The following is a 17,074-nucleotide window of genomic DNA, read 5'->3' as shown; positions in this document are numbered from 1 at the left end:
TCGATCTGGACCCGCGTCGGCCACGTCTTCCGGCTCGAACTTCGACGGCCTGCCGGATGCTCTCTGCTTCCCAGCATTGAACTATTTTGTACCTAGCGGTCAAATACTCGGTGTGCGGTGGGTCACTCGCATCCTCGGATGCGTTCGTGCCTGTTCGTCACGGACACCCCGACACCGGAACGGTGGGTGCGGGCTCCGGATCGGGGTGTTCGGGTGAGTTCTCGCTAGTCGGTGACGCCTTCTGCACGAGCAGCGGCGGCGACTGCCTCCGCGACAGCGGGGGCGACGCGAGGATCGAGCGGGCTGGGAACGATCCTGTCCACAGCCAGCTCGTCACCGACGACCGAGAGGATCGCCTCGGCGGCGGCGAGCTTCATGCCCTCGGTGATCCGGCGGGCGCCGGCATCCAGGGCGCCCTTGAACACACCGGGGAAGGCGAGCACATTGTTGATCTGGTTCGGGAAATCCGAGCGCCCGGTCGCGACGATCGCCGCATGCCGACGGGCGACGTCGGGGTGGATCTCCGGGTCCGGGTTCGACAGCGCGAACACAATCGAATCCTTCGCCATCGTCGCGATCAGCTCCTCCGGGACGGTGCCCGCGGACACGCCGAGGAACACATCCGCCCCGTCGAGGGCTTCGACGACGCCGCCACGGCGGGCGGCCGGATTGGTGCGGGCGGCCAGGTCCACCTTGACCTCGTTGAGGTCCTTCCGGTCGGCGGAGACGATGCCCTTCGAATCCAGCACCGTCACGTCCGCGATCCCGGCGGCGAGCAGGATGTTCGCGCACGCGACACCGGCGGCGCCGGCACCGGAGATCACCACGCGCAACCCACGGATGTCCCGATCCTGGACCTTCACCGCGCCCTTGAGGGCGGCGAGGACGACGATGGCGGTGCCGTGCTGGTCGTCGTGCATCACCGGGCAGTCCAGGGCCTCGATGACCCGCTTTTCGATCTCGAAGCAGCGGGGTGCGGAGATGTCCTCGAGGTTCACGGCACCGAAGCTCGGGCGCAGCCGGATCAGGGTCTCCACGATCTCATCCGGGTCCTTGGTGCCCAGGACCAGCGGGATCGAGTTCAACCCGGCGAAGTTCTTGAACAGGGCGGACTTGCCCTCCATCACCGGAAGGGAGGCGCGGGGGCCGATGTCACCGAGGCCGAGCACCGCGGAACCGTCGGAGACGACTACCACCAGACGACTGGTCCAGGTGTAGCGGTCGGCGAGGGTTTCGTCGGCGGCGATGGCGCGGGAGACCTGCGCGACACCGGGGGTGTATGCGATGGACAGATCCCGCTGGCTGTCCAGCGGGGTCGTCAACTCCACGGACAGCTTTCCCCCGACGTGGCCGGCGAAAATCTCCTCGTCGGTCAGCTCGACCTTCTGCGATGCGGTGGGTTCGGACACAATGGTCATTCTCTACTCATTCCCTTTCGGTATCGACGACCCACGTCAGCGTGTCGTCGCAATCGATCAGCGTGTGCGTGCGCGGCGCACGGGGCTCGTGCCCGGTTCGGGTGCCCCATGGCGCGTGAGTCATTTCTCGATGAGGGCGTCGCCGGGGTCGACGGGCCTGCGGGGTGTGAGTGGTTCGAGGGGGTAGCCGACGGCGATCGCGCCGAGCGGTTCCCAGTCGTCGGGCAGGTCGAGGACACCGCGCACCGTGTCGGCGGCGAAGATCGTCGAACCGATCCAGCAACTGCCGATCCCCCTGGTCGCCAACGACACCAGCAGCCCCTGCACCGCCGCACCGACCGCGACGGTGAACATCGTCGCCTCCGCCGCCCGCCGACGCGGGTCGGGATAGGAGTGCGCACCGTCGGGCACACAGAACGGGACGATCACCTCCGGCGCGTCGAACAGGATGTTCCCCCGCGCCACCCGCGCCGCCACCGCCTCCACGTTCATGCCGTCGGCGGTCAGGTCGGCCCGCCACCGCTCCCGCATCGCCGACAACAGCTCCTCGCGGACGGTGCGGGTGCGGACCCACACGAACCGCACCGGCCGGGTGTGATGCGGCGCCGGGGCGGTCAACGCCTCTCCGATCGACGCCCGCACCGCGACCGGATCGACCGGATCGTCGGCGAAGTCGCGGACCGAGCGGCGCAGCAGCAGCGCCTCCGCCCGCCCCCGCTCCACCGATTCGGCGGTACCGAGCCAGAACAGGTCCTCCTCACCGCGCCGGAGGACGTCCTTGGCGGTCGAGCCGTCGTCCTTTGGCCGAAGTCCTCGGATCACGGCAACCGGGACGCTGCCGAGCTTGCCCTTGACCAGGTCACCGGCCGCGGCGATCTCGTCGGCCATCGCAACCTCGGTGACGAACAGTTCATTGCCCTGCGCGTCGCGCATACCCGCGTAGGTGTGCAGGACGGACAGTCCGGCCGCGCCGATCGCGGCGTCGATTTGGCCCTTGCGCCACGCCCGCCCCATCGTGTCGGTGACGACGACCCCGACCGTGACCCCCAGCGCGACCTTTACGGCGTCGCGGAGGGTTCGGGCGCTGCGATCCGGGTCCTCCGGCAGCAGAGCAAGTTCGGCGCCATCGACGTTCGATCCGTCGATCCCGGACGCGGCCTGTACGATGCCGAGCCGATTTTCGGTGATGACGACATGGCCCCTGCGAGCTACGACCCGGACGGCTTCCTGCTCGACGAGTCGGCGCCGAGCGCCTTCGCGGGCATCGGGATCGTTGGGAGAGTTTACAATTCGGCCCTCCACCTTGGACACTACCTTACTGGTGACGACGAGGACGTCGTCGTCCTCGAGCCACGGTGTGGCGGCCACAATCGCGGCGGCAAGGTCGTCGCCGGGCCGGAACTCGGGCAGACCCGCGACGGGGCGGATTTCGATCGCGCCGCCGGGCGCGTGATCGGCCTGTTGCGCCGACTCTGTCATAGCGAGGCCCCCATCAGTTCGAGTGCGGCGCTGACCATGTCTGCGGTCGTGCCGGTGTCGGTCATGAGCAACGGCACGCTGCGCACCGCCACCCCGGGGACGTCGGCGGTGTCGGTGTCGTGGACCAGCCACCCGTCGAGGATCCCCGTCCCGCTGCGCGCCCCGTACCAGCGCCCGATCGCCTCCGCCGAGGTGTCCACCCCGATCACGTCCAAACATTCGTCGGCCATGCCGCGCAACGGTTTCCCGCCAATGATCGGGGACACCCCGACCACCTTCGCGGTGGTGGTGCGCAAAGCCCCCCGGATCCCCGGCACCGCCAGGATCGCGCCGACGCTGACCACCGGATTCGACGGCGCCAGCAACACGATGTCGGCGCCCTCGATCGCCTCCAGCACCCCCGGGGCGGGGGTCGCCTGCTCGGCGCCGATGTGCGCGAAACTGTGCGTCGGGACCTGCGCGCGGTGCCGAACCCACCACTCCTGGAAGTGGATCGCCCGCTGCTCCCCGTCCTCCGGGTCGGTGATCACCACGTGAGTTTCACTACGGTCGTCGGTGACCGGCAGCAGCGTCACACCCGGCTGCCAGCGGTTGCAGAGCGCCTCGGTGACCGCCGACAACGGATACCCCGTCCGCAGCATCTGGGTGCGGATCAGGTGGGTCGCGATGTCCCGGTCGCCGAGCCCGAACCAATCCGGCTTCGCCCCGTACGCGGCGAGTTCCTCCTTCGCATTCCAGGTTTCACCGGCATGACCCCACCCCCGGACCGGGTCGATACCGTCGCCGAGGGTGTACATGCAGGTGTCCAGGTCCGGGCAGATCCGCAACCCGTGCATCCACACATCGTCACCGACATTGACCACCGCCGCGATCCGATGCGACGAACCCGAACCCCCGCTGTCCGGTGCATCAACGCCGAGAAGCCGCCACACCCCTTGCAGGAACCGGGCCCCACCGACCCCGCCAACCAATACAGTGACGTTCACTCAGACCTCGGCGGGAGTGCTTGCCGCAATGGTGGTGTGGTCTTTCGGTGCCTTGTTCGCCGTCAACGCGACGCAGCAGAGCAGTGCCGCGAACACCCCGATCCCCGAGAGAACCGAGAAGATGACGATCGGCGGCCGGCCGGCGAGAAGGCCGCCCAGGATCGGTCCACAGACACCACCGATCCGGCCCACCCCGCCAACGAATCCGAGAACGCTGGTGCGGATATCAACGGGGAAGTAGGTGGCCACGTAGCCGAAGACGATCGGTTGCGTTCCGCCCGTCCCCGCCCCGGCGAGGAACAGGAAGACGTAGAGAACGGGCGACGGCAGGTGTACCGCGAGGGTCATGACGGCGACCGCGCCGACCGTGAAGGCGGCGAGAACTGCGCGACGTTCTCCGAACTTGTCCGCAATCCAGGAGCCTCCGGACGCACCGGTGGCGGCTCCGAGGCTGAAGATCACCAGAAAGACCAAGGCGGATCCGAGGGAGTAACCGCTGGCCTTCATGATCTGCGGCAACCAGGTGAGCAGTCCGTACCACTGGATCTGGCCGCAGAAGGTCAGCGCGGTGAACACTGCCAGCGCTCCCCATCCGGTGGGTCCGAGATTCTTGAAGACGACGCGCAAGGCGGGGCGGGTGGTCCCGTCGTCCGAACGCAGCGCGCTCGGCGTGGGCACCCACCGCTTCAGCTTCACCGCGGCGATCGGTACCACGGTCAGCAGGGGAAATGCGCCCCCGACGAAGAAGACGCCGCGCCAGCCCAGCACGTCGAGGAAGGCCAGGGCGGTGAGAGCGGCAAGGACGCCACCAATGGGTATGCCGGCCAGGATCACGCCGTTGAGAAAATTCTTCCGGTCTGCCGGTGCGACACTCATCGTCACCGCGACCGCGGTGGGCACGACCCCGCCGAGGCCGAACCCTGCGAAGAACCGGGCGGCACCGAGCAGTTCGGCGGTGGGTGCGACAGCGCACAACATCATGCCGACGGAGAACCAGCTGACGCAGAGCAGGAACAACCGCCGCACACCGTATCGGTCGGCGAGCACTCCGGCGGCGATGGATCCGATCCCCATCCCCAGGATCGCCGCACTGGCGATCACTCCGACCTGCGCGGTCGTCAGACCCCAATCTGCGTAGTGGAGCAAGTTCGGCGTCGCGGCACCGAAGATGGCGAGGTCGTAGCCGTCAGCGGCTATCGCGAGAAACGCCAGGGCGGCGACGCCCACATATGCAGGAAAGCTGAGCCGATTGTTCATGTGTCTCCTCGAAGAAAGTAAGGGAGCCGCTCTGAATACTGTTGGAAGTAAATCGAATCGACGGTCACCGCTGGACATGGACGAAGATCAGGACGCCACCGAGGAAGAGTCGAACCGCTGCCGGGCCGACACTCGATCGAACGGGTGACCCAGACTGCGCAGCACGACGCCCAGCGCAGCACCGGGATGTCCCAGTGCGGCGTCCAGTAGGTCGTCGAGATCGTCGACGTCCCGCCGCAGGGACTCGATGTTCGGGTCGAGCATCTCCGCCGCCCCGGAGCCCAGGTGCGCCAGCCGTGAGCGCTCCCCGAATCTCGGATCGAGGTCGACGCCCTCGGACGCCGTCAGAAGACTCGTTCCCTCGCGTCTTCGGTCCGCCACGAATGTGCGCTCGTGCCGTCCCGCCACTTTCAGCGCGACGTCCAGGTCCTCGCTGCGCAGGCTCGGAAGATCGGCGGGCAGTCCCGCCAGTCGGCAACGCGGCCACCGCTCGCGGGCCAGGCGCCCACCTTCGCGCAGGGCGGCGTTCATGCCCGGCGTGCCCGGCAGCACGAGTGGGATGACACCCGGCGACCGCACGTGGGCCGCGTCCTGAATCCGGTCGACGACAACGAGCACCGTGTCCACCTGCGAGGCAGCCCGAACCGCGGACACGGTGTCTCGGAACATTGCGCGAACCACCGCCTGCCGCGCCTCCGGCCGGAGCAGGAGCCGCGACTTCGCCGACGTGATGTCCCGCTGGGGAATTACTGCCACCCACGGCCCGCGCGGGCCTCGACTGCGGGTTCCACCGTTCACTGGCCGACCATCCCGACGGCGAGCGGCAGCACGGACCGTGCCTTGTCGTCGAACCGTTCGGCTGCCGCGGTTCGCTCGGCGTCGACGGCTTCGTATGTGGTGGTGCGCTGCCGGGCCGGCCGTCCTGCCGCCGCGGCCATGTTCGTGATGTCGGCGATGGTCTTCATCGATCCGTTGGTCGAACCGGCCATCCTGCTGATGGTTTCCTCCATCAGGGTGCCACCGAGGTCGTTGACGCCGCCGCGAAGCAGTTCCACGCATTCGTCCGGACCGAGCTTGACCCACGAGCACTGGATGTTGTCGATCTGACCGTGCAACATCAACCGAGCCAACGCGTGCACCGCGCGGTTGTCCCGTCGGGTCGGGCCCGGCCTCGCCAGACCGGCGAGGTAGATGGGCGAGCTCTGGTGCACGAACGGCAGCGGAACGAACTCCGTGAAGCCGCCCGTCTCCCGCTGGATGTCCAGCAGGACGCGGAGGTGGCCGACCCAGTGCCGGGGCTCGTCCACGTGGCCGTACATCATCGTCGAGGTGGTGCGGATCCCCAGTTCGTGTGCGGTCTTGACCACCCGAATCCACTCGGATGCAGGCAGTTTGCCCTTGGTGAGTACCCACCGGATCTCGTCGTCGAGAATCTCGGCGGCGGTGCCCGGCACAGAATCGAGCCCGGCGTTGCGCGCCTCGGTCAGCCACTCGGCCACCGAGATGCCCATGCGCGACGCCCCGCTCACGATCTCCATCGGTGAGAATGCGTGGAGGTGGATCTCCGGGGCCCGGCGTTTCGTCTCGGCGGCCAAATCCAGATGGATGGTGCTGGGGAGACCGGGATCGATCCCGCCCTGCATGCAGATCTCGGTGGCGCCGACGTCCCAGGCCTGGGCGATCCGGTCCCCCACCTCGGAGACGGAGAGCCGGTACGAATCGGCGTCGCTTGCGCGCTGCGCGAACGCGCAGAAACGACAGCCGGTGTAGCAGACGTTGCTGAAGTTCACGTTCCGGTTGACGACGTAGGTCACCGCGTCGCCCACCGTCGACTGCCGGACCTGATCCGCCAAGGCGCACAGGGCATCCAGATCGGCGCCGTCGCAGTGGATGAGCGCCAGGGCCTCGTCGTCGCTGAGACCCGCGGGGTCACGCTCGGCCGTGCGTAAGGCGGCGAGCACCTCACCGCCCAGGCGAGGATGCGCGCCGGCCGCCGCGCGTGCGTTCATCTCCTCACCGAGTACCGTCCAGTCACCGAACGCGTTCGCGAAGTCACTGCGGGTATCGGTACGACGCCCTTCCGCGTCGATCTCGAGGTGCAGATCGGTTCGGCCACTGGACTCTACGGGCGCAGCATCCTGCCACGGCCGGCCCTCCGGCAGCACGTCCGCGGCCAGACCGGTCTCCGGGTCGGCGAGCGCCACCAGGTGCGGCCGGACCCGGGCGTCTATCCACGGATCTCCCGCGAGGACGTACTGCGGTTGGACGGCGAGGCGTTCCCGGAGTTCGAAACCGGCGGCAGCGCTCAGTTCGCTGAGTCTGTCGATCTCCGGCCAGGGGCGTTCGGGGTTCACGTGGTCGGGGGTCAGCGGGGACACCCCGCCCCAGTCGTCGATGCCCGCGGCCAACAGCCGGCGCAGCTCGCCGGGCTCCGACAGGTTGGGTGGGGCCTGGAGACGCATCGAAGGCCCGAGCAGGATGCGGGCCACTGCGATCGTGGCCAGGTACTCCTCGTGGTCTGCATCGTCGGCGGACCGCATCGCGGTGTCGGGCTTGGCGCGGAAGTTCTGGATGATCACTTCCTGGATGGAGCCGTACTGCTTTGCGATCCGGCGGATCTGGAGGATGGACTCCACCCGGTCGGCGTACGACTCGCCGATCCCCACCAGGATCCCGGTCGTGAAGGGGATGTTGGTGCGGGACGCGTCCTCGATGCAGGCCAGGCGGACGGCGGGATCCTTGTCCGGGGAGCCGTAGTGGCAGCCGCCGGGCTCCGCCCACAGCGAGCGGGCGGTGCTCTCGAGCATCAGTCCCATGGAACCGGCCACCGGCTTGAGGCGCTGAAGTTCCGCCCAGCTCATGACTCCGGGGTTCAGATGGGGCACCAGGCCGGTCTCCTCGAGTACCAGCACCGCCATGGCCCGCACGTAGGACAGCGTGTCGGCGTAGCCCCGCGACTCGAGCCAGTCGCGGGCGGCGTCCCACCGATCCTCGGGCCGATCGCCCAGCGTGAAAAGTGCTTCCTTGCAGCCCATCCGGGCACCCGAGCGCGCGATCTCGAGGACTTGGTCCGGAGAGAGGAAGGGGTCGTCGACCCGTCCGGGCGTCGTCGCGAAGGTGCAGTAGTGGCAGCGGTCCCGGCACAGGCGAGTGAGTGGTATGAACACTTTCCGGCTGTAGGTCACCACCCCCGGGCGGCCGGCGTCGAACAGGCCCGCCGACCGGACGCCCGCGGCGACCTCGCACAGTCGGTCGAGGTCGGCGCCGCGCGCACCGAGGAGGGCCTCGGCTTCACCGGCGTCGATGGTCTTGCCGGCGCTCGCCCGCGCGAGTGCGCGCCTCAGACCCGTCACCTGCTCGCTCCTGTCCCCAAGCCCATCGACCGGGCGATGAAGTCGAGCTGCACCGAGGGCGGCCCGGCGACGACACGGGCGATGATCCCGTCGGAGTGGTGCATCGGCAGGGCATGGTCGCGCACGTAGCCGTAGGCGCCCTGGATCTGCATCGCCAGCGCGGAGGCCTCCGCGTAGAGCTGACCGGAGAGGAACTTCGCCATGGTGCTCTCCACCTCGCACGGCAGGCCCGCGTCGAAGAGGTCGGCCGAACGGCGCACGGCGCATCGGGCCGCGTCGAGCCTGACGAACATCTCGGCGAGGGGCAAGGTCACGCCCTGGTAGGTCGACAGTGCCTTGCCGAACTGCTCGCGCTCGTTGGCGTAGTGGACCGTCAGGTCGAGCACCGCGGCCACGCTGCCCAGGAAGCCGGAGCTGATCATGATGCGTTCGAGCACCAGGCGTTCCTTGAGGATCTGCCATCCTTCACCGGGCTCACCCAGCACCGCCGTCGCCGGGAGGGTGACGTCGCGCAGGAAGACCTCGTAGATGCCGCTGATGTTCCGTCCCAGCGCCGGCATCCGGCGGACCTCGACACCCGGATGGTCGACCGGAACGAGGAATACGCCGAGCTGGTCGCGCTTGCGGCCACCGCCGCCCACCCGGGCGACGAGTTCCATCACCGCGCCGGGCAGGCCCGCGCCTTCGCAGTAGGTCTTCTGGCCGTTGAGGACCCACGAGTCCCCGACCTTCTCGGCGCGAGTGGCCACGCTGGCCGCGTCGGAGCCCACGTCGGGTTCGCTGACCGCGATCGACAGGCGCGCGTCGCCGGCCAGCACCGGCGCGCCGTACGTCTCCTGCTGTTCGGGCGTGCCCCAGCGGTGGATGTCGCGCAGTCCGCTGAGGTTCAGGTTGAACAGGGCCACGAGGTCGGAGCTCGCCTTGCCGATCTCCTCGCAGAGCGTGATCAGCAGACCGGCCGTACCGTCGACGTCCTCGTCTCCGGCCACCACGTCGTACCACCCGAGGCGGGCGATCTCGCGGAACAGGTGCTCGGGGTACGTCCCCGCCTCGTCCCAGATTCGCACGTCGAGCGCGGGAGCGTGCCGGGCCAGGAACGCCCGGGCCGTGGTGCGCAGGTGCGCCTGCTCGTCGGTCTGGATGTGGATGCTGGTGGTCATGATTGCCTTTCGAGGGTGTTCGTTAGAGAGGTCCGCTTCCAGGCGGAGAGCCCTGTTTTGAGATCGCGCAACAGCTCGGGCGGAAGAACCGCGAGTCGGGCGGCCGTCTCGCGCGCCGTCACGTCGAGCGAATCCTCGGGAACGACGTCCACCAGACCGAGCCCGGCGAGGTCGTCGGCGACGAAGCGCTCGTTCAGGGCCAGGAGCCGCAGTGCCCGCGCCGGGCCGACGGCGGCCTCGAGTCGGCGCACCGTGCTGTCGGGTGGCGGGAACCCGAGTGGGAGCTCGGGGAATCGGAACGTAGCGGCAGGTGAGGCCAGGGTGATGTCCGCGGCCGCGGCTATGGCCCAGCCGGCGCCGACCGCGGCTCCCTGGACCGCGACCACTGCGGCCGGGTAGTCGCCGATCAGGTCGAGGCTTTCCTCGATCAGCCGGCGCCGGAGACCCGGGCGGCCGGTCGCGGTGCCGTCGTCCGAACGCACGTCGGCTCCTGCACAGAACGCGGGTCCCTCCGCCCGCACGAGAAGGACATCGACGGCCGCGCGTTTTCCCTCGGCAAGTGCGGAGACGAACGCCTCGAGCAGGGGGACGTCGAGGGCGTTGCGTGCCTCGGGACGATTGAGTGTCAGGACGACCAGACCGTCGTGGTGCTCGGCCGGGCACAAGTCCAGGGCTACTTCCCTATTCGCGCTCATCGGAGCTCCGGCAGGACCTGGGAGGTGAGCAGCTCGACTGCCTCACGGGGATCGGGGCCGACCGGGGCACCGATGTAGGCCTCCGTGAATCCGGCGTCCTCCGCGTACTCGAGCAGCTCGGCCAGCGCCTCGATGCAGTCGCCCGGTGTGCCGGACACGACGAGCTGGTCCGCGACTTCCTGCGGGAGGAGGTCGGCAGCGGCGTCCACGCCGTCACCGGCTTTGAGCGCCGCTCGGGTGGCGGCGTAGTCGGACGGCTCGAATCCCACCCGGTGCAGGTTCTCCGGAGGCTGTTGGCTCACAATGAGTGTGGCCTGTCGCCGCGCCGCCGCGCAGGCGCTGTCCCGGTCGGCCGACACGGACAGGTTCACGCCATAGATCCGGGTGAACTCTCCCCGCTGGCTGCGCTGTCGTCCCCGGTCGAGCGAGTCGAGGTTGCTCACCGCGTCGAACTGGCCGCTGCGGAAGGCCGCGAGGCTGTGCGCCGGGAAGTTGCTGGCGCAGATGACGCCGTCGGCAAGCTCGCCGGCCATCTCCAGAACTTTCGGTCCGGCGCCGGCGACCACGACGCGCACGTCGGGCTTGCTCGTCCAGGAGAACGACGCCCGAGCATCCTCACGCAATCCGAGGCCTGCGCAGATCTGGGGGTAGTCACCCATTCGGATCGCGTCGCCCTGCCAGAGAAGTCGGCACATCGCAATGAACTCGGCCACCCGCTCGATCGGATTCTGCAGCGACATGAGCGCACTCACCAGCCCACCGCCGGTGCCGATTCCCATGCTGACCCGGCGTCCTTCGGGCATGAATTCCGCGAGGGTGGCCATGCTGGACGCCATCTCGAGCGGGTTGCGTCCGAAGGGGAACGTCACCGCCGTGCCGACGCCCGCGCCGGTGCGCGCAGCGATGGCGCCGAGGAGAACCGCAACGCCTCGGGACTGGAGTTGGTCGCTGAGCCAGACGGTCTCGAAACTCCGAGCAGCGATCTCTGCCACTTCCACCATCTGTGGCCCGTCAGCCCAGCCGTGAAGCTGGATTCCTTTGATCATGGAACTTCTCTTCATGATATTGAACTCGAATCACTATATGGAACAGATTAGGGGCAGGATGCGGCGACGGTCAAGAGTCGAGCCCAACCTCTTCGGGCGCCGCTCAGGGCCGGGCGTACGCAGGAGTGACCAGGAACGTGCTTCGAATCTCCGAGATCAGCGGCCCGTCGCTCTCCGTGCGCGCCTTCACCGCGAGCCACCGAGGATCGGTCTGGAACCGTGCCCAGTGCGCGTCCGCGGCCTCGGCGTCGGGGAAGGCCACCAGGTACACGATCCGGCCGCGGTTGCCCGCCTCGTGCCAGAAGCCGTCGACCTGCAGCCCGAATTCCGCGAACAGGGCCAGGGTCTCGTCGGCGAACCTGCGATGAAGGTCGTCGGCGCGGCCCGGTAGAGCGATGTACTCACGCAGCTCGTGGATCATGAACAACCCCGTTCACAGCGAGACCCGAGTGCGTCTTGTAGCGCTTGTTGACGTTGATGAGAACCGCGGTCAGCGGTTCGAGCTGCCGCGCCACCCGCAGTACCCCGCCGTCGATGCCGGGCCGACCAGTGATCGCCACTGCGAGCCGGGCCACCTCGTCTTTGGCGGTCCGGTCGTCGCCGCACACGAGCACATCCTCTTGGACGAGGCCCTCGTGCTCCCAGAGCGTGACCGCCGACAGGTGGTGGAACGCAGCCACGACGGTGGCGTCGGGCACCAGGTCCCGCAACTGCTCGGCAGCGCTGCCCTCCTCGACGTCCAGACCGTACGCCCCGGCCTTGTCGAAGCCGAGCGGGTTCACACAGCTGACCAGGAGCTTGCCCGCGAAAACGGGAGCCAACCCGGAGACCAGCTCACGATGGCCCTTGTACGGGACGGCCAACAGGACGATGGGACAGTCGGCGGCGGCCGACGCGTTGTCGGCGGCGCTGACCCGGGCGCCGTCACCGGCGCGTCTGCGCACCTCGGCGGCCGCTTCCTCGGCGCGTTCGATCGAACGCGATCCGATCACGACGTGCCTGCCGGCCGCTGCGAACCGGTACGCCAGCCCCTTACCCTGGGGCCCGGTGCCGCCGACGACGGCGATCTTGTTGCTGGTCATCTATGTCTCCTACGAACAGTGGACGGGATACCCCGGGCGCGTGGCACCCGGAGGTGGGCAGCCGACCATCGAGGGTCGACTCGGAGCGGCAGGCCCCGGGTGGGGTCGCCGCGGGAAAGAAAAAGTGCGGGTCGGTCAGCCGCGTCCGGCGTCGAGGTCCGGCGCCCCGGCGGGAGTCGGGTAGTCCTCGGGGATGTGTCCGCCGATGCGCGAGCTGATCTCCCGTGACGCCGTGACGAGGTAGTCGGCGATGTCGGCCACGCCCTCGGCCGTCAGGTCGTCACCCATGCCGAGCAGGGCGATGAACAGGCATGGCACGCCGTCCCGGTCGAACACCGGGACCCCCAGGACATTGAGTTCGGGGCGATACTCGCCGTAGACCGCGCCGTAGCCCTGCGCCCGGAGCTGCTCCAGTTCGGAGTCGGGGAACGAGACCGGCCCCGGGCGCCCCCGGCCCGGCCATGCTGCCGCCAATCGGCTGATCAACGGGGTAGTGCGGTCGAAGCGCGAACCGACCTCGATGGTGACCTTGACCGCTTTGCGGCTCTCGATCTTCGCGATCGCCGTGAAGTGACCGTCCGGCATCGGCTGGATGGCCAGACAGGCCAGCTCGGTCCGCTCGGCCAACCACTCCATGTACGTCCGCGACGCGGCGACTGCCGACGTCCGCGCGATCGCCGCGACCCCGAATTCCACGAGCAGCGGACCGAGGTTGTACCGGCGGGTCTCCTGGTCGTACACGACGAGACCCTCGACCACCATGGTCCGGAGCAGGACCGACGCCGTGCTCTTCGCCAGGGCGCAGCGCTTGGCCAACTCGGTGAGCGTGGCACCGGCAGACTGCTGGACCAGCGTCTCGAGCACGCGGGTGGCGCGTGAGACAGCGGGGACCAACTGTTCGCCGGTTTGCTCGCCCCGCTCGTCGGTCGTGCCGCTTCCCGGGACTTCTGCCTTGGTCAAGGGTTCCTACCTTCGTCGTGCGAATGCTGTCAGCCGACCGTAGCGGCCTGCCCCAGCAGTTCGGCGAAATGGAACAGCGTGCCGTCGGGATCGCGGGCGAAGAGCAGCCGCCAGCCGTTGACTCCGTCCGGACCCATGATGGTCTGCGGCGAGTGCAGGAACTCGACACCGTCGTCCGCCAGCCGTGCGTATTCGGCGTCGATGTCGTCGGTGAGGATCGAGAATCGGCACAGGCCGGGGTGTACGAGGTCGCTCTGCGCTCGCCCCTCGGAGCGTGCGTCCCGCCACTGGATGAGGTCGAGCATGGCCTCGTCCGGGGAGTTGTTCAGCCGCATGTGCGCGAAGCGGAGCTTGCTGGCCCCTTCGACCATGAATGCCCGCGCGAGGTTGCTGTCGTCGATCTCTTTGTCCTGCGCTACCTCGAAGCCGATTCGCCGGTAGAAGTCGATCGACTTGTCCATGTCGGTCACGTTTATGCCGACGTGCCAGAATTTTCGCATTGCTTCGTCCTTCGTGTTCGTCTAGCTGGGTCGATGAATGGCGCTCCGCGGATTCGCGGGATTCGCCGAGTGCTTCACGCCGGGGGCCGCACCAACTCGCGGCGCCGGACCTTTCCGGTCTCCGTGCGCGGCAACGTTGCGACGGCCTCGATCTCACGGGGCCGGGCGTGCGGACCCACCGCCGCCGTGACGAGTTCGCGGAGCTGTGCCGCGATCTCCTCGGTGAGTTCTCCGCCGGCGAGGTGCACGAACGCCTTGACCTGCTGGCCCATCTCCCGGTCGGGCAGCCCCACCGCTGCCGCGTCCAGGACCTGCGGATGACGCTTCAGGGCCTCTTCGATCTCGGCGGGGCCGATGCGGTAGCCGCGGCTCTTGATCACGTCGTCGGCGCGGCCCAGGTACTCCAGCCGGCGCCCGTGCGCGAGCCGCGCCAGATCACCCGTCCGGTGCCAACCCCCGGGAGGGGGTACCGCCCGAGCCGAAGACGAGTCCCAATAGCCGAGGAGTGCAACCGGATCCGGCAGTTCGAGCGCGATCTCACCGACCTCACCGGGTGCGACGCGGACGCCGTCCTCGTCCAGAATTGCGATGCGGTGCCCGGGGTACGGGGCGCCCATGGTTGCGTCGTCGACCGATCCGAGAGCCGCGGAGTCGCCGATCAGGGCGTTTGCCTCGGTCTGGCCGTAGGCCTTGTTGACGCAGTCGCTGAGGTGGCTGCGGGCCCAGCCGAGTTCCGCAGCACCGGCGGGCTCTCCCCCGGTCACGACCGCGCGGAGGCGTTGCCGTGCCGATTCCCCGTGCTCGGCGAACATCCGCAGCACCGACGCGGGCAGGAAGGCGGTGGTCACGCCGAAGCGGGCCATCATGTCCAGGGTGGCCGCGGCGTCGAATCGCTGTGGCCGGTGTGCCACGACGGGAACGCCGAACGACCACGGGACCAGCAGCCCGAGCATGAGGCCGCCGATCCAACCCCAGTCCGCGGTGCCGAAATACACGTCCCCGGGCCTGAACAGCTCGAAGGCGTAATCGACGCCCGCGTGCCCGAGCAGGGCGCGGTGTCCGTGGACGATGCCTTTCGGTGGACCGCTGGTGCCCGACGTGTACATCAGCAGGGCCGGATCCGAGGGCCGGCCGGGCACCGGGGCCAACGGGTCGACCCGGCGGGCGAGGTCCCCGAGCTTCGGACCACGCGCACCGTCGACCGTGAGCACGTCGACGTCGCGCAGCGAGCACCCTGTCGACTCGAGCCGGTCGACGCCCGGACCGTCCGTGACCAGCACAGTCGCACCCGAGTCGGCGAGCCTGTGTGCCACCGAGTTACCGGTGAGCAGTCGCGGGACGGGCACGAGCACGGCCCCGGCGACCAGCACCCCGAACACGACCTCGGCGGCCTCGACCGACGGATCGAGGTACAGGACCACACGGTCACCGGGCTCGATCCCGCGGGCGCGGAGGACACCCGCGATGCGCACGGCGGCGCGCTGCACCTGACCGAATGTCACCCTCTCGGGCGCGTGGGTCCCCTCGCGCAGCACGGCAACGGCGTCGGGATCGCGGGAGAAGAGGGCGTCCTCTGTGATCGTGTAGTCCGCCGCGGGCTCCCAGTCCTGAACGTGGCGGGCGTCGATCAACCGTCCCACGATCTGTGGCCGGGACGGCCCGGAGGTCAATCCAGGCGTGCCCATATGCTCTTCTCCTTGGTGAAGCTCTCGATCGCGGCCTGGCCGAGGTCGCTGCCGTAGCCGCTCTGTCCGAAGCCGCGGTACGGCGACGCGGGGTTGAGCACTCCCCAGGTGTTGATCCACACGTTGCCGGCGTCGAGGGTCTGCGCGAACCTCAGTGCGCGGCCGACGTCGCGGGTGAAGACGCCCGCGGCCAGCCCGTAGATGGTGTCGTTGGCGAGGGTGATCGCCTCCTCCTCGCCCTCGAACGGCAGGACCGACAGCACGGGTCCGAAGATCTCCTCCCGAGCGATGCGCATGTCTGCGGTGACGCCGGCGAACATTGTCGGACGGTAGTAGAAGCCCTGCTCCGCAGGTCCGTTCGGCGACTGTCCGCCGCCGCTGATCAGCTTGGCGCCCTCTTCGATCCCGGCGACGACGTACGAATGGACCGACTCTCGTTGCGCGGCACTGACCAACGGGCCGATCTCCGTTTCGGGGTCGAGAGGGTCGCCCACCCGTGCGGCCTCGACCCGTTTCTGGACGAGTTCGATCACCTCGTCGTAGATGGGCCGCTCGACGAGCAACCGGCTTGCGGCCGTGCACGTCTCTCCCTGGTTGCCGTACATCGCCTGGAAGACCACGGCGGCGACCGCCTTCGGGGACGAGTCGCCGAACGCCACGAGCGCCGACTTGCCGCCGAGCTCGAGCGACGTCGTGATGAGGCGGTCGGCCGCCATCCGGCCGATCTGCTGGCCGACCTCGGTCGAGCCCGTGAACGTCACCTTGCCGACCAGCGGGTGCTGCACCAATGCGTTGCCCGCCACCGAGCCACGACCGGGCAGGACGTTGACCAACCCGGGCGGCAACCCGGCCTGGAGGGCCAGCTCGCCGAGTGCCACGGGGACGAGCGGGGCGAGCTGCGCAGGCTTCAGCACGATGGCGTTGCCCATCGCGAGAGCCGGCGCGATCTTCCAGACCGCCTGCACTGCAGGGAAATTCCACGGGGTGATGGCACCCACCACGCCGATCGGCTCACGCACGGTGTAGTTGAGGAACCGGCCGGGAGCCGGCGTCGTGCGACCCTCGATCTTCGTCACGAGGCCCGCGAAGTACTCGAGGGTCTCGATCATGATCGGAAGGTCGACGCCCAACGACTCTCGGATGGGCTTGCCCATGTCCCGGCTCTGCAGCTGGGCGAGCTCGATCTTGTGTTCCTCGATCAGCGCGGCGTAGCGGAACATGAGCCGGGTCCGCTGTGCGGGACGCATGCGCTGCCACGCCTTGGCCGCGGCCTTCGCGGACTCGACGGCGCGCGCGACGTCCTGAACCGTCGCCTCGGCCACGGTGGCCAGGTGCGACCCGTCGGCCGGGTTGATCGAGTCGAAGGTCGCCCCGGTCGACGACGGGCTCAGTTGGTCGCCGATGACGAGGGGAACCGTCGAGGTGAGTGCCTGCACGATTCTCGTCCTTTCTT

The 17,074-nt window shown here is 68.7% G+C and carries 15 protein-coding genes; all 15 read right to left on the bottom strand.

The window, feature by feature from the left end; translation table 11 throughout:
- Positions 1-224 precede the first annotated feature (224 nt).
- Positions 225-1,418, bottom strand: a complete 1,194-nt coding sequence (locus I1A62_RS33350) for an NADP-dependent malic enzyme (protein WP_219456576.1) — start codon at positions 1,416-1,418, stop codon at positions 225-227.
- A 120-nt stretch (positions 1,419-1,538) separates the two neighbouring features.
- On the bottom strand, positions 1,539-2,897 hold the full coding sequence (locus I1A62_RS33345) for a coenzyme F420-0:L-glutamate ligase (RefSeq protein WP_219456575.1): 1,359 nt from the start codon (positions 2,895-2,897) through the stop codon (positions 1,539-1,541).
- Complete coding sequence (gene cofD, locus I1A62_RS33340) at positions 2,894-3,883, bottom strand: 2-phospho-L-lactate transferase (RefSeq protein ID WP_219456573.1); 990 nt, start codon at positions 3,881-3,883, stop codon at positions 2,894-2,896. Before cofD ends, I1A62_RS33345 begins: the two co-directional genes overlap by 4 nt.
- A complete protein-coding gene (locus I1A62_RS33335) occupies positions 3,884-5,140 on the bottom strand; it encodes an MFS transporter (RefSeq protein WP_219456571.1) in 1,257 nt (418 codons plus the stop codon).
- An 87-nt stretch (positions 5,141-5,227) separates the two neighbouring features.
- On the bottom strand, positions 5,228-5,896 hold the full coding sequence (cofC, locus tag I1A62_RS33330; protein ID WP_257890602.1) for a 2-phospho-L-lactate guanylyltransferase: 669 nt from the start codon (positions 5,894-5,896) through the stop codon (positions 5,228-5,230).
- 38 nt (positions 5,897-5,934) lie between these two features.
- Positions 5,935-8,493, bottom strand: coding sequence for a bifunctional FO biosynthesis protein CofGH (locus tag I1A62_RS33325; protein ID WP_219456567.1), 2,559 nt, complete (start codon positions 8,491-8,493; stop codon positions 5,935-5,937).
- Positions 8,490-9,653 carry an acyl-CoA dehydrogenase family protein gene (locus I1A62_RS33320; RefSeq protein WP_124390132.1) on the bottom strand — a complete coding sequence of 388 codons (1,164 nt, stop codon included), beginning with the start codon at positions 9,651-9,653 and terminating at the stop codon, positions 8,490-8,492. The genes I1A62_RS33325 and I1A62_RS33320 overlap by 4 nt, the downstream gene beginning before the upstream one ends.
- Entirely contained in the window at positions 9,650-10,348 is a 699-nt protein-coding gene (locus tag I1A62_RS33315; protein WP_124390133.1) for an enoyl-CoA hydratase/isomerase family protein, read from the bottom strand. The genes I1A62_RS33320 and I1A62_RS33315 overlap by 4 nt, the downstream gene beginning before the upstream one ends.
- Positions 10,345-11,394, bottom strand: a complete 1,050-nt coding sequence (locus I1A62_RS33310; RefSeq protein WP_072938773.1) for an LLM class flavin-dependent oxidoreductase — start codon at positions 11,392-11,394, stop codon at positions 10,345-10,347. Before I1A62_RS33310 ends, I1A62_RS33315 begins: the two co-directional genes overlap by 4 nt.
- A 103-nt stretch (positions 11,395-11,497) precedes the next feature.
- Positions 11,498-11,815 carry an NIPSNAP family protein gene (locus tag I1A62_RS33305; protein ID WP_072938775.1) on the bottom strand — a complete coding sequence of 106 codons (318 nt, stop codon included), beginning with the start codon at positions 11,813-11,815 and terminating at the stop codon, positions 11,498-11,500.
- Positions 11,796-12,476, bottom strand: coding sequence for an NADPH-dependent F420 reductase (gene npdG, locus I1A62_RS33300; RefSeq protein ID WP_072938776.1), 681 nt, complete (start codon positions 12,474-12,476; stop codon positions 11,796-11,798). Before npdG ends, I1A62_RS33305 begins: the two co-directional genes overlap by 20 nt.
- A 135-nt stretch (positions 12,477-12,611) precedes the next feature.
- Positions 12,612-13,436: an IclR family transcriptional regulator gene (locus I1A62_RS33295; RefSeq protein WP_124390137.1), complete on the bottom strand. Its 825-nt coding sequence runs from the start codon at positions 13,434-13,436 to the stop codon at positions 12,612-12,614.
- A 29-nt stretch (positions 13,437-13,465) separates the two neighbouring features.
- Complete coding sequence (locus tag I1A62_RS33290; protein ID WP_124390138.1) at positions 13,466-13,936, bottom strand: VOC family protein; 471 nt, start codon at positions 13,934-13,936, stop codon at positions 13,466-13,468.
- Between the two features lie 74 nt (positions 13,937-14,010).
- Entirely contained in the window at positions 14,011-15,621 is a 1,611-nt protein-coding gene (locus I1A62_RS33285) for an AMP-binding protein (protein ID WP_219456565.1), read from the bottom strand.
- Positions 15,603-17,057, bottom strand: a complete 1,455-nt coding sequence (locus I1A62_RS33280; RefSeq protein WP_124390140.1) for an aldehyde dehydrogenase — start codon at positions 17,055-17,057, stop codon at positions 15,603-15,605. The genes I1A62_RS33285 and I1A62_RS33280 overlap by 19 nt, the downstream gene beginning before the upstream one ends.
- Between the last annotated feature and the right edge of the window lie 17 nt (positions 17,058-17,074).

This window comes from Rhodococcus sp. USK10 (genome assembly GCF_019378875.1).
Taxonomy (GTDB): domain Bacteria; phylum Actinomycetota; class Actinomycetes; order Mycobacteriales; family Mycobacteriaceae; genus Rhodococcus_F; species Rhodococcus_F pseudokoreensis.
The sequence above is the reverse complement of the archived record's forward strand: the minus strand, read 5'-3'. Positions and strand labels throughout refer to the sequence as shown.

Coding starts and splice junctions, on each gene's coding strand:
- I1A62_RS33350 (WP_219456576.1), bottom strand. CDS start 1,418: ATGACCATTGTGTCCGAACCCACCGCATCGCAGAAGGTCGAGCTGACC.
- I1A62_RS33345 (WP_219456575.1), bottom strand. CDS start 2,897: ATGACAGAGTCGGCGCAACAGGCCGATCACGCGCCCGGCGGCGCGATC.
- I1A62_RS33335 (WP_219456571.1), bottom strand. CDS start 5,140: ATGAACAATCGGCTCAGCTTTCCTGCATATGTGGGCGTCGCCGCCCTG.
- I1A62_RS33320 (WP_124390132.1), bottom strand. CDS start 9,653: ATGACCACCAGCATCCACATCCAGACCGACGAGCAGGCGCACCTGCGC.
- I1A62_RS33315 (WP_124390133.1), bottom strand. CDS start 10,348: ATGAGCGCGAATAGGGAAGTAGCCCTGGACTTGTGCCCGGCCGAGCAC.
- I1A62_RS33310 (WP_072938773.1), bottom strand. CDS start 11,394: ATGATCAAAGGAATCCAGCTTCACGGCTGGGCTGACGGGCCACAGATG.
- I1A62_RS33305 (WP_072938775.1), bottom strand. CDS start 11,815: ATGATCCACGAGCTGCGTGAGTACATCGCTCTACCGGGCCGCGCCGAC.
- npdG (WP_072938776.1), bottom strand. CDS start 12,476: ATGACCAGCAACAAGATCGCCGTCGTCGGCGGCACCGGGCCCCAGGGT.
- I1A62_RS33290 (WP_124390138.1), bottom strand. CDS start 13,936: ATGCGAAAATTCTGGCACGTCGGCATAAACGTGACCGACATGGACAAG.
- I1A62_RS33285 (WP_219456565.1), bottom strand. CDS start 15,621: ATGGGCACGCCTGGATTGACCTCCGGGCCGTCCCGGCCACAGATCGTG.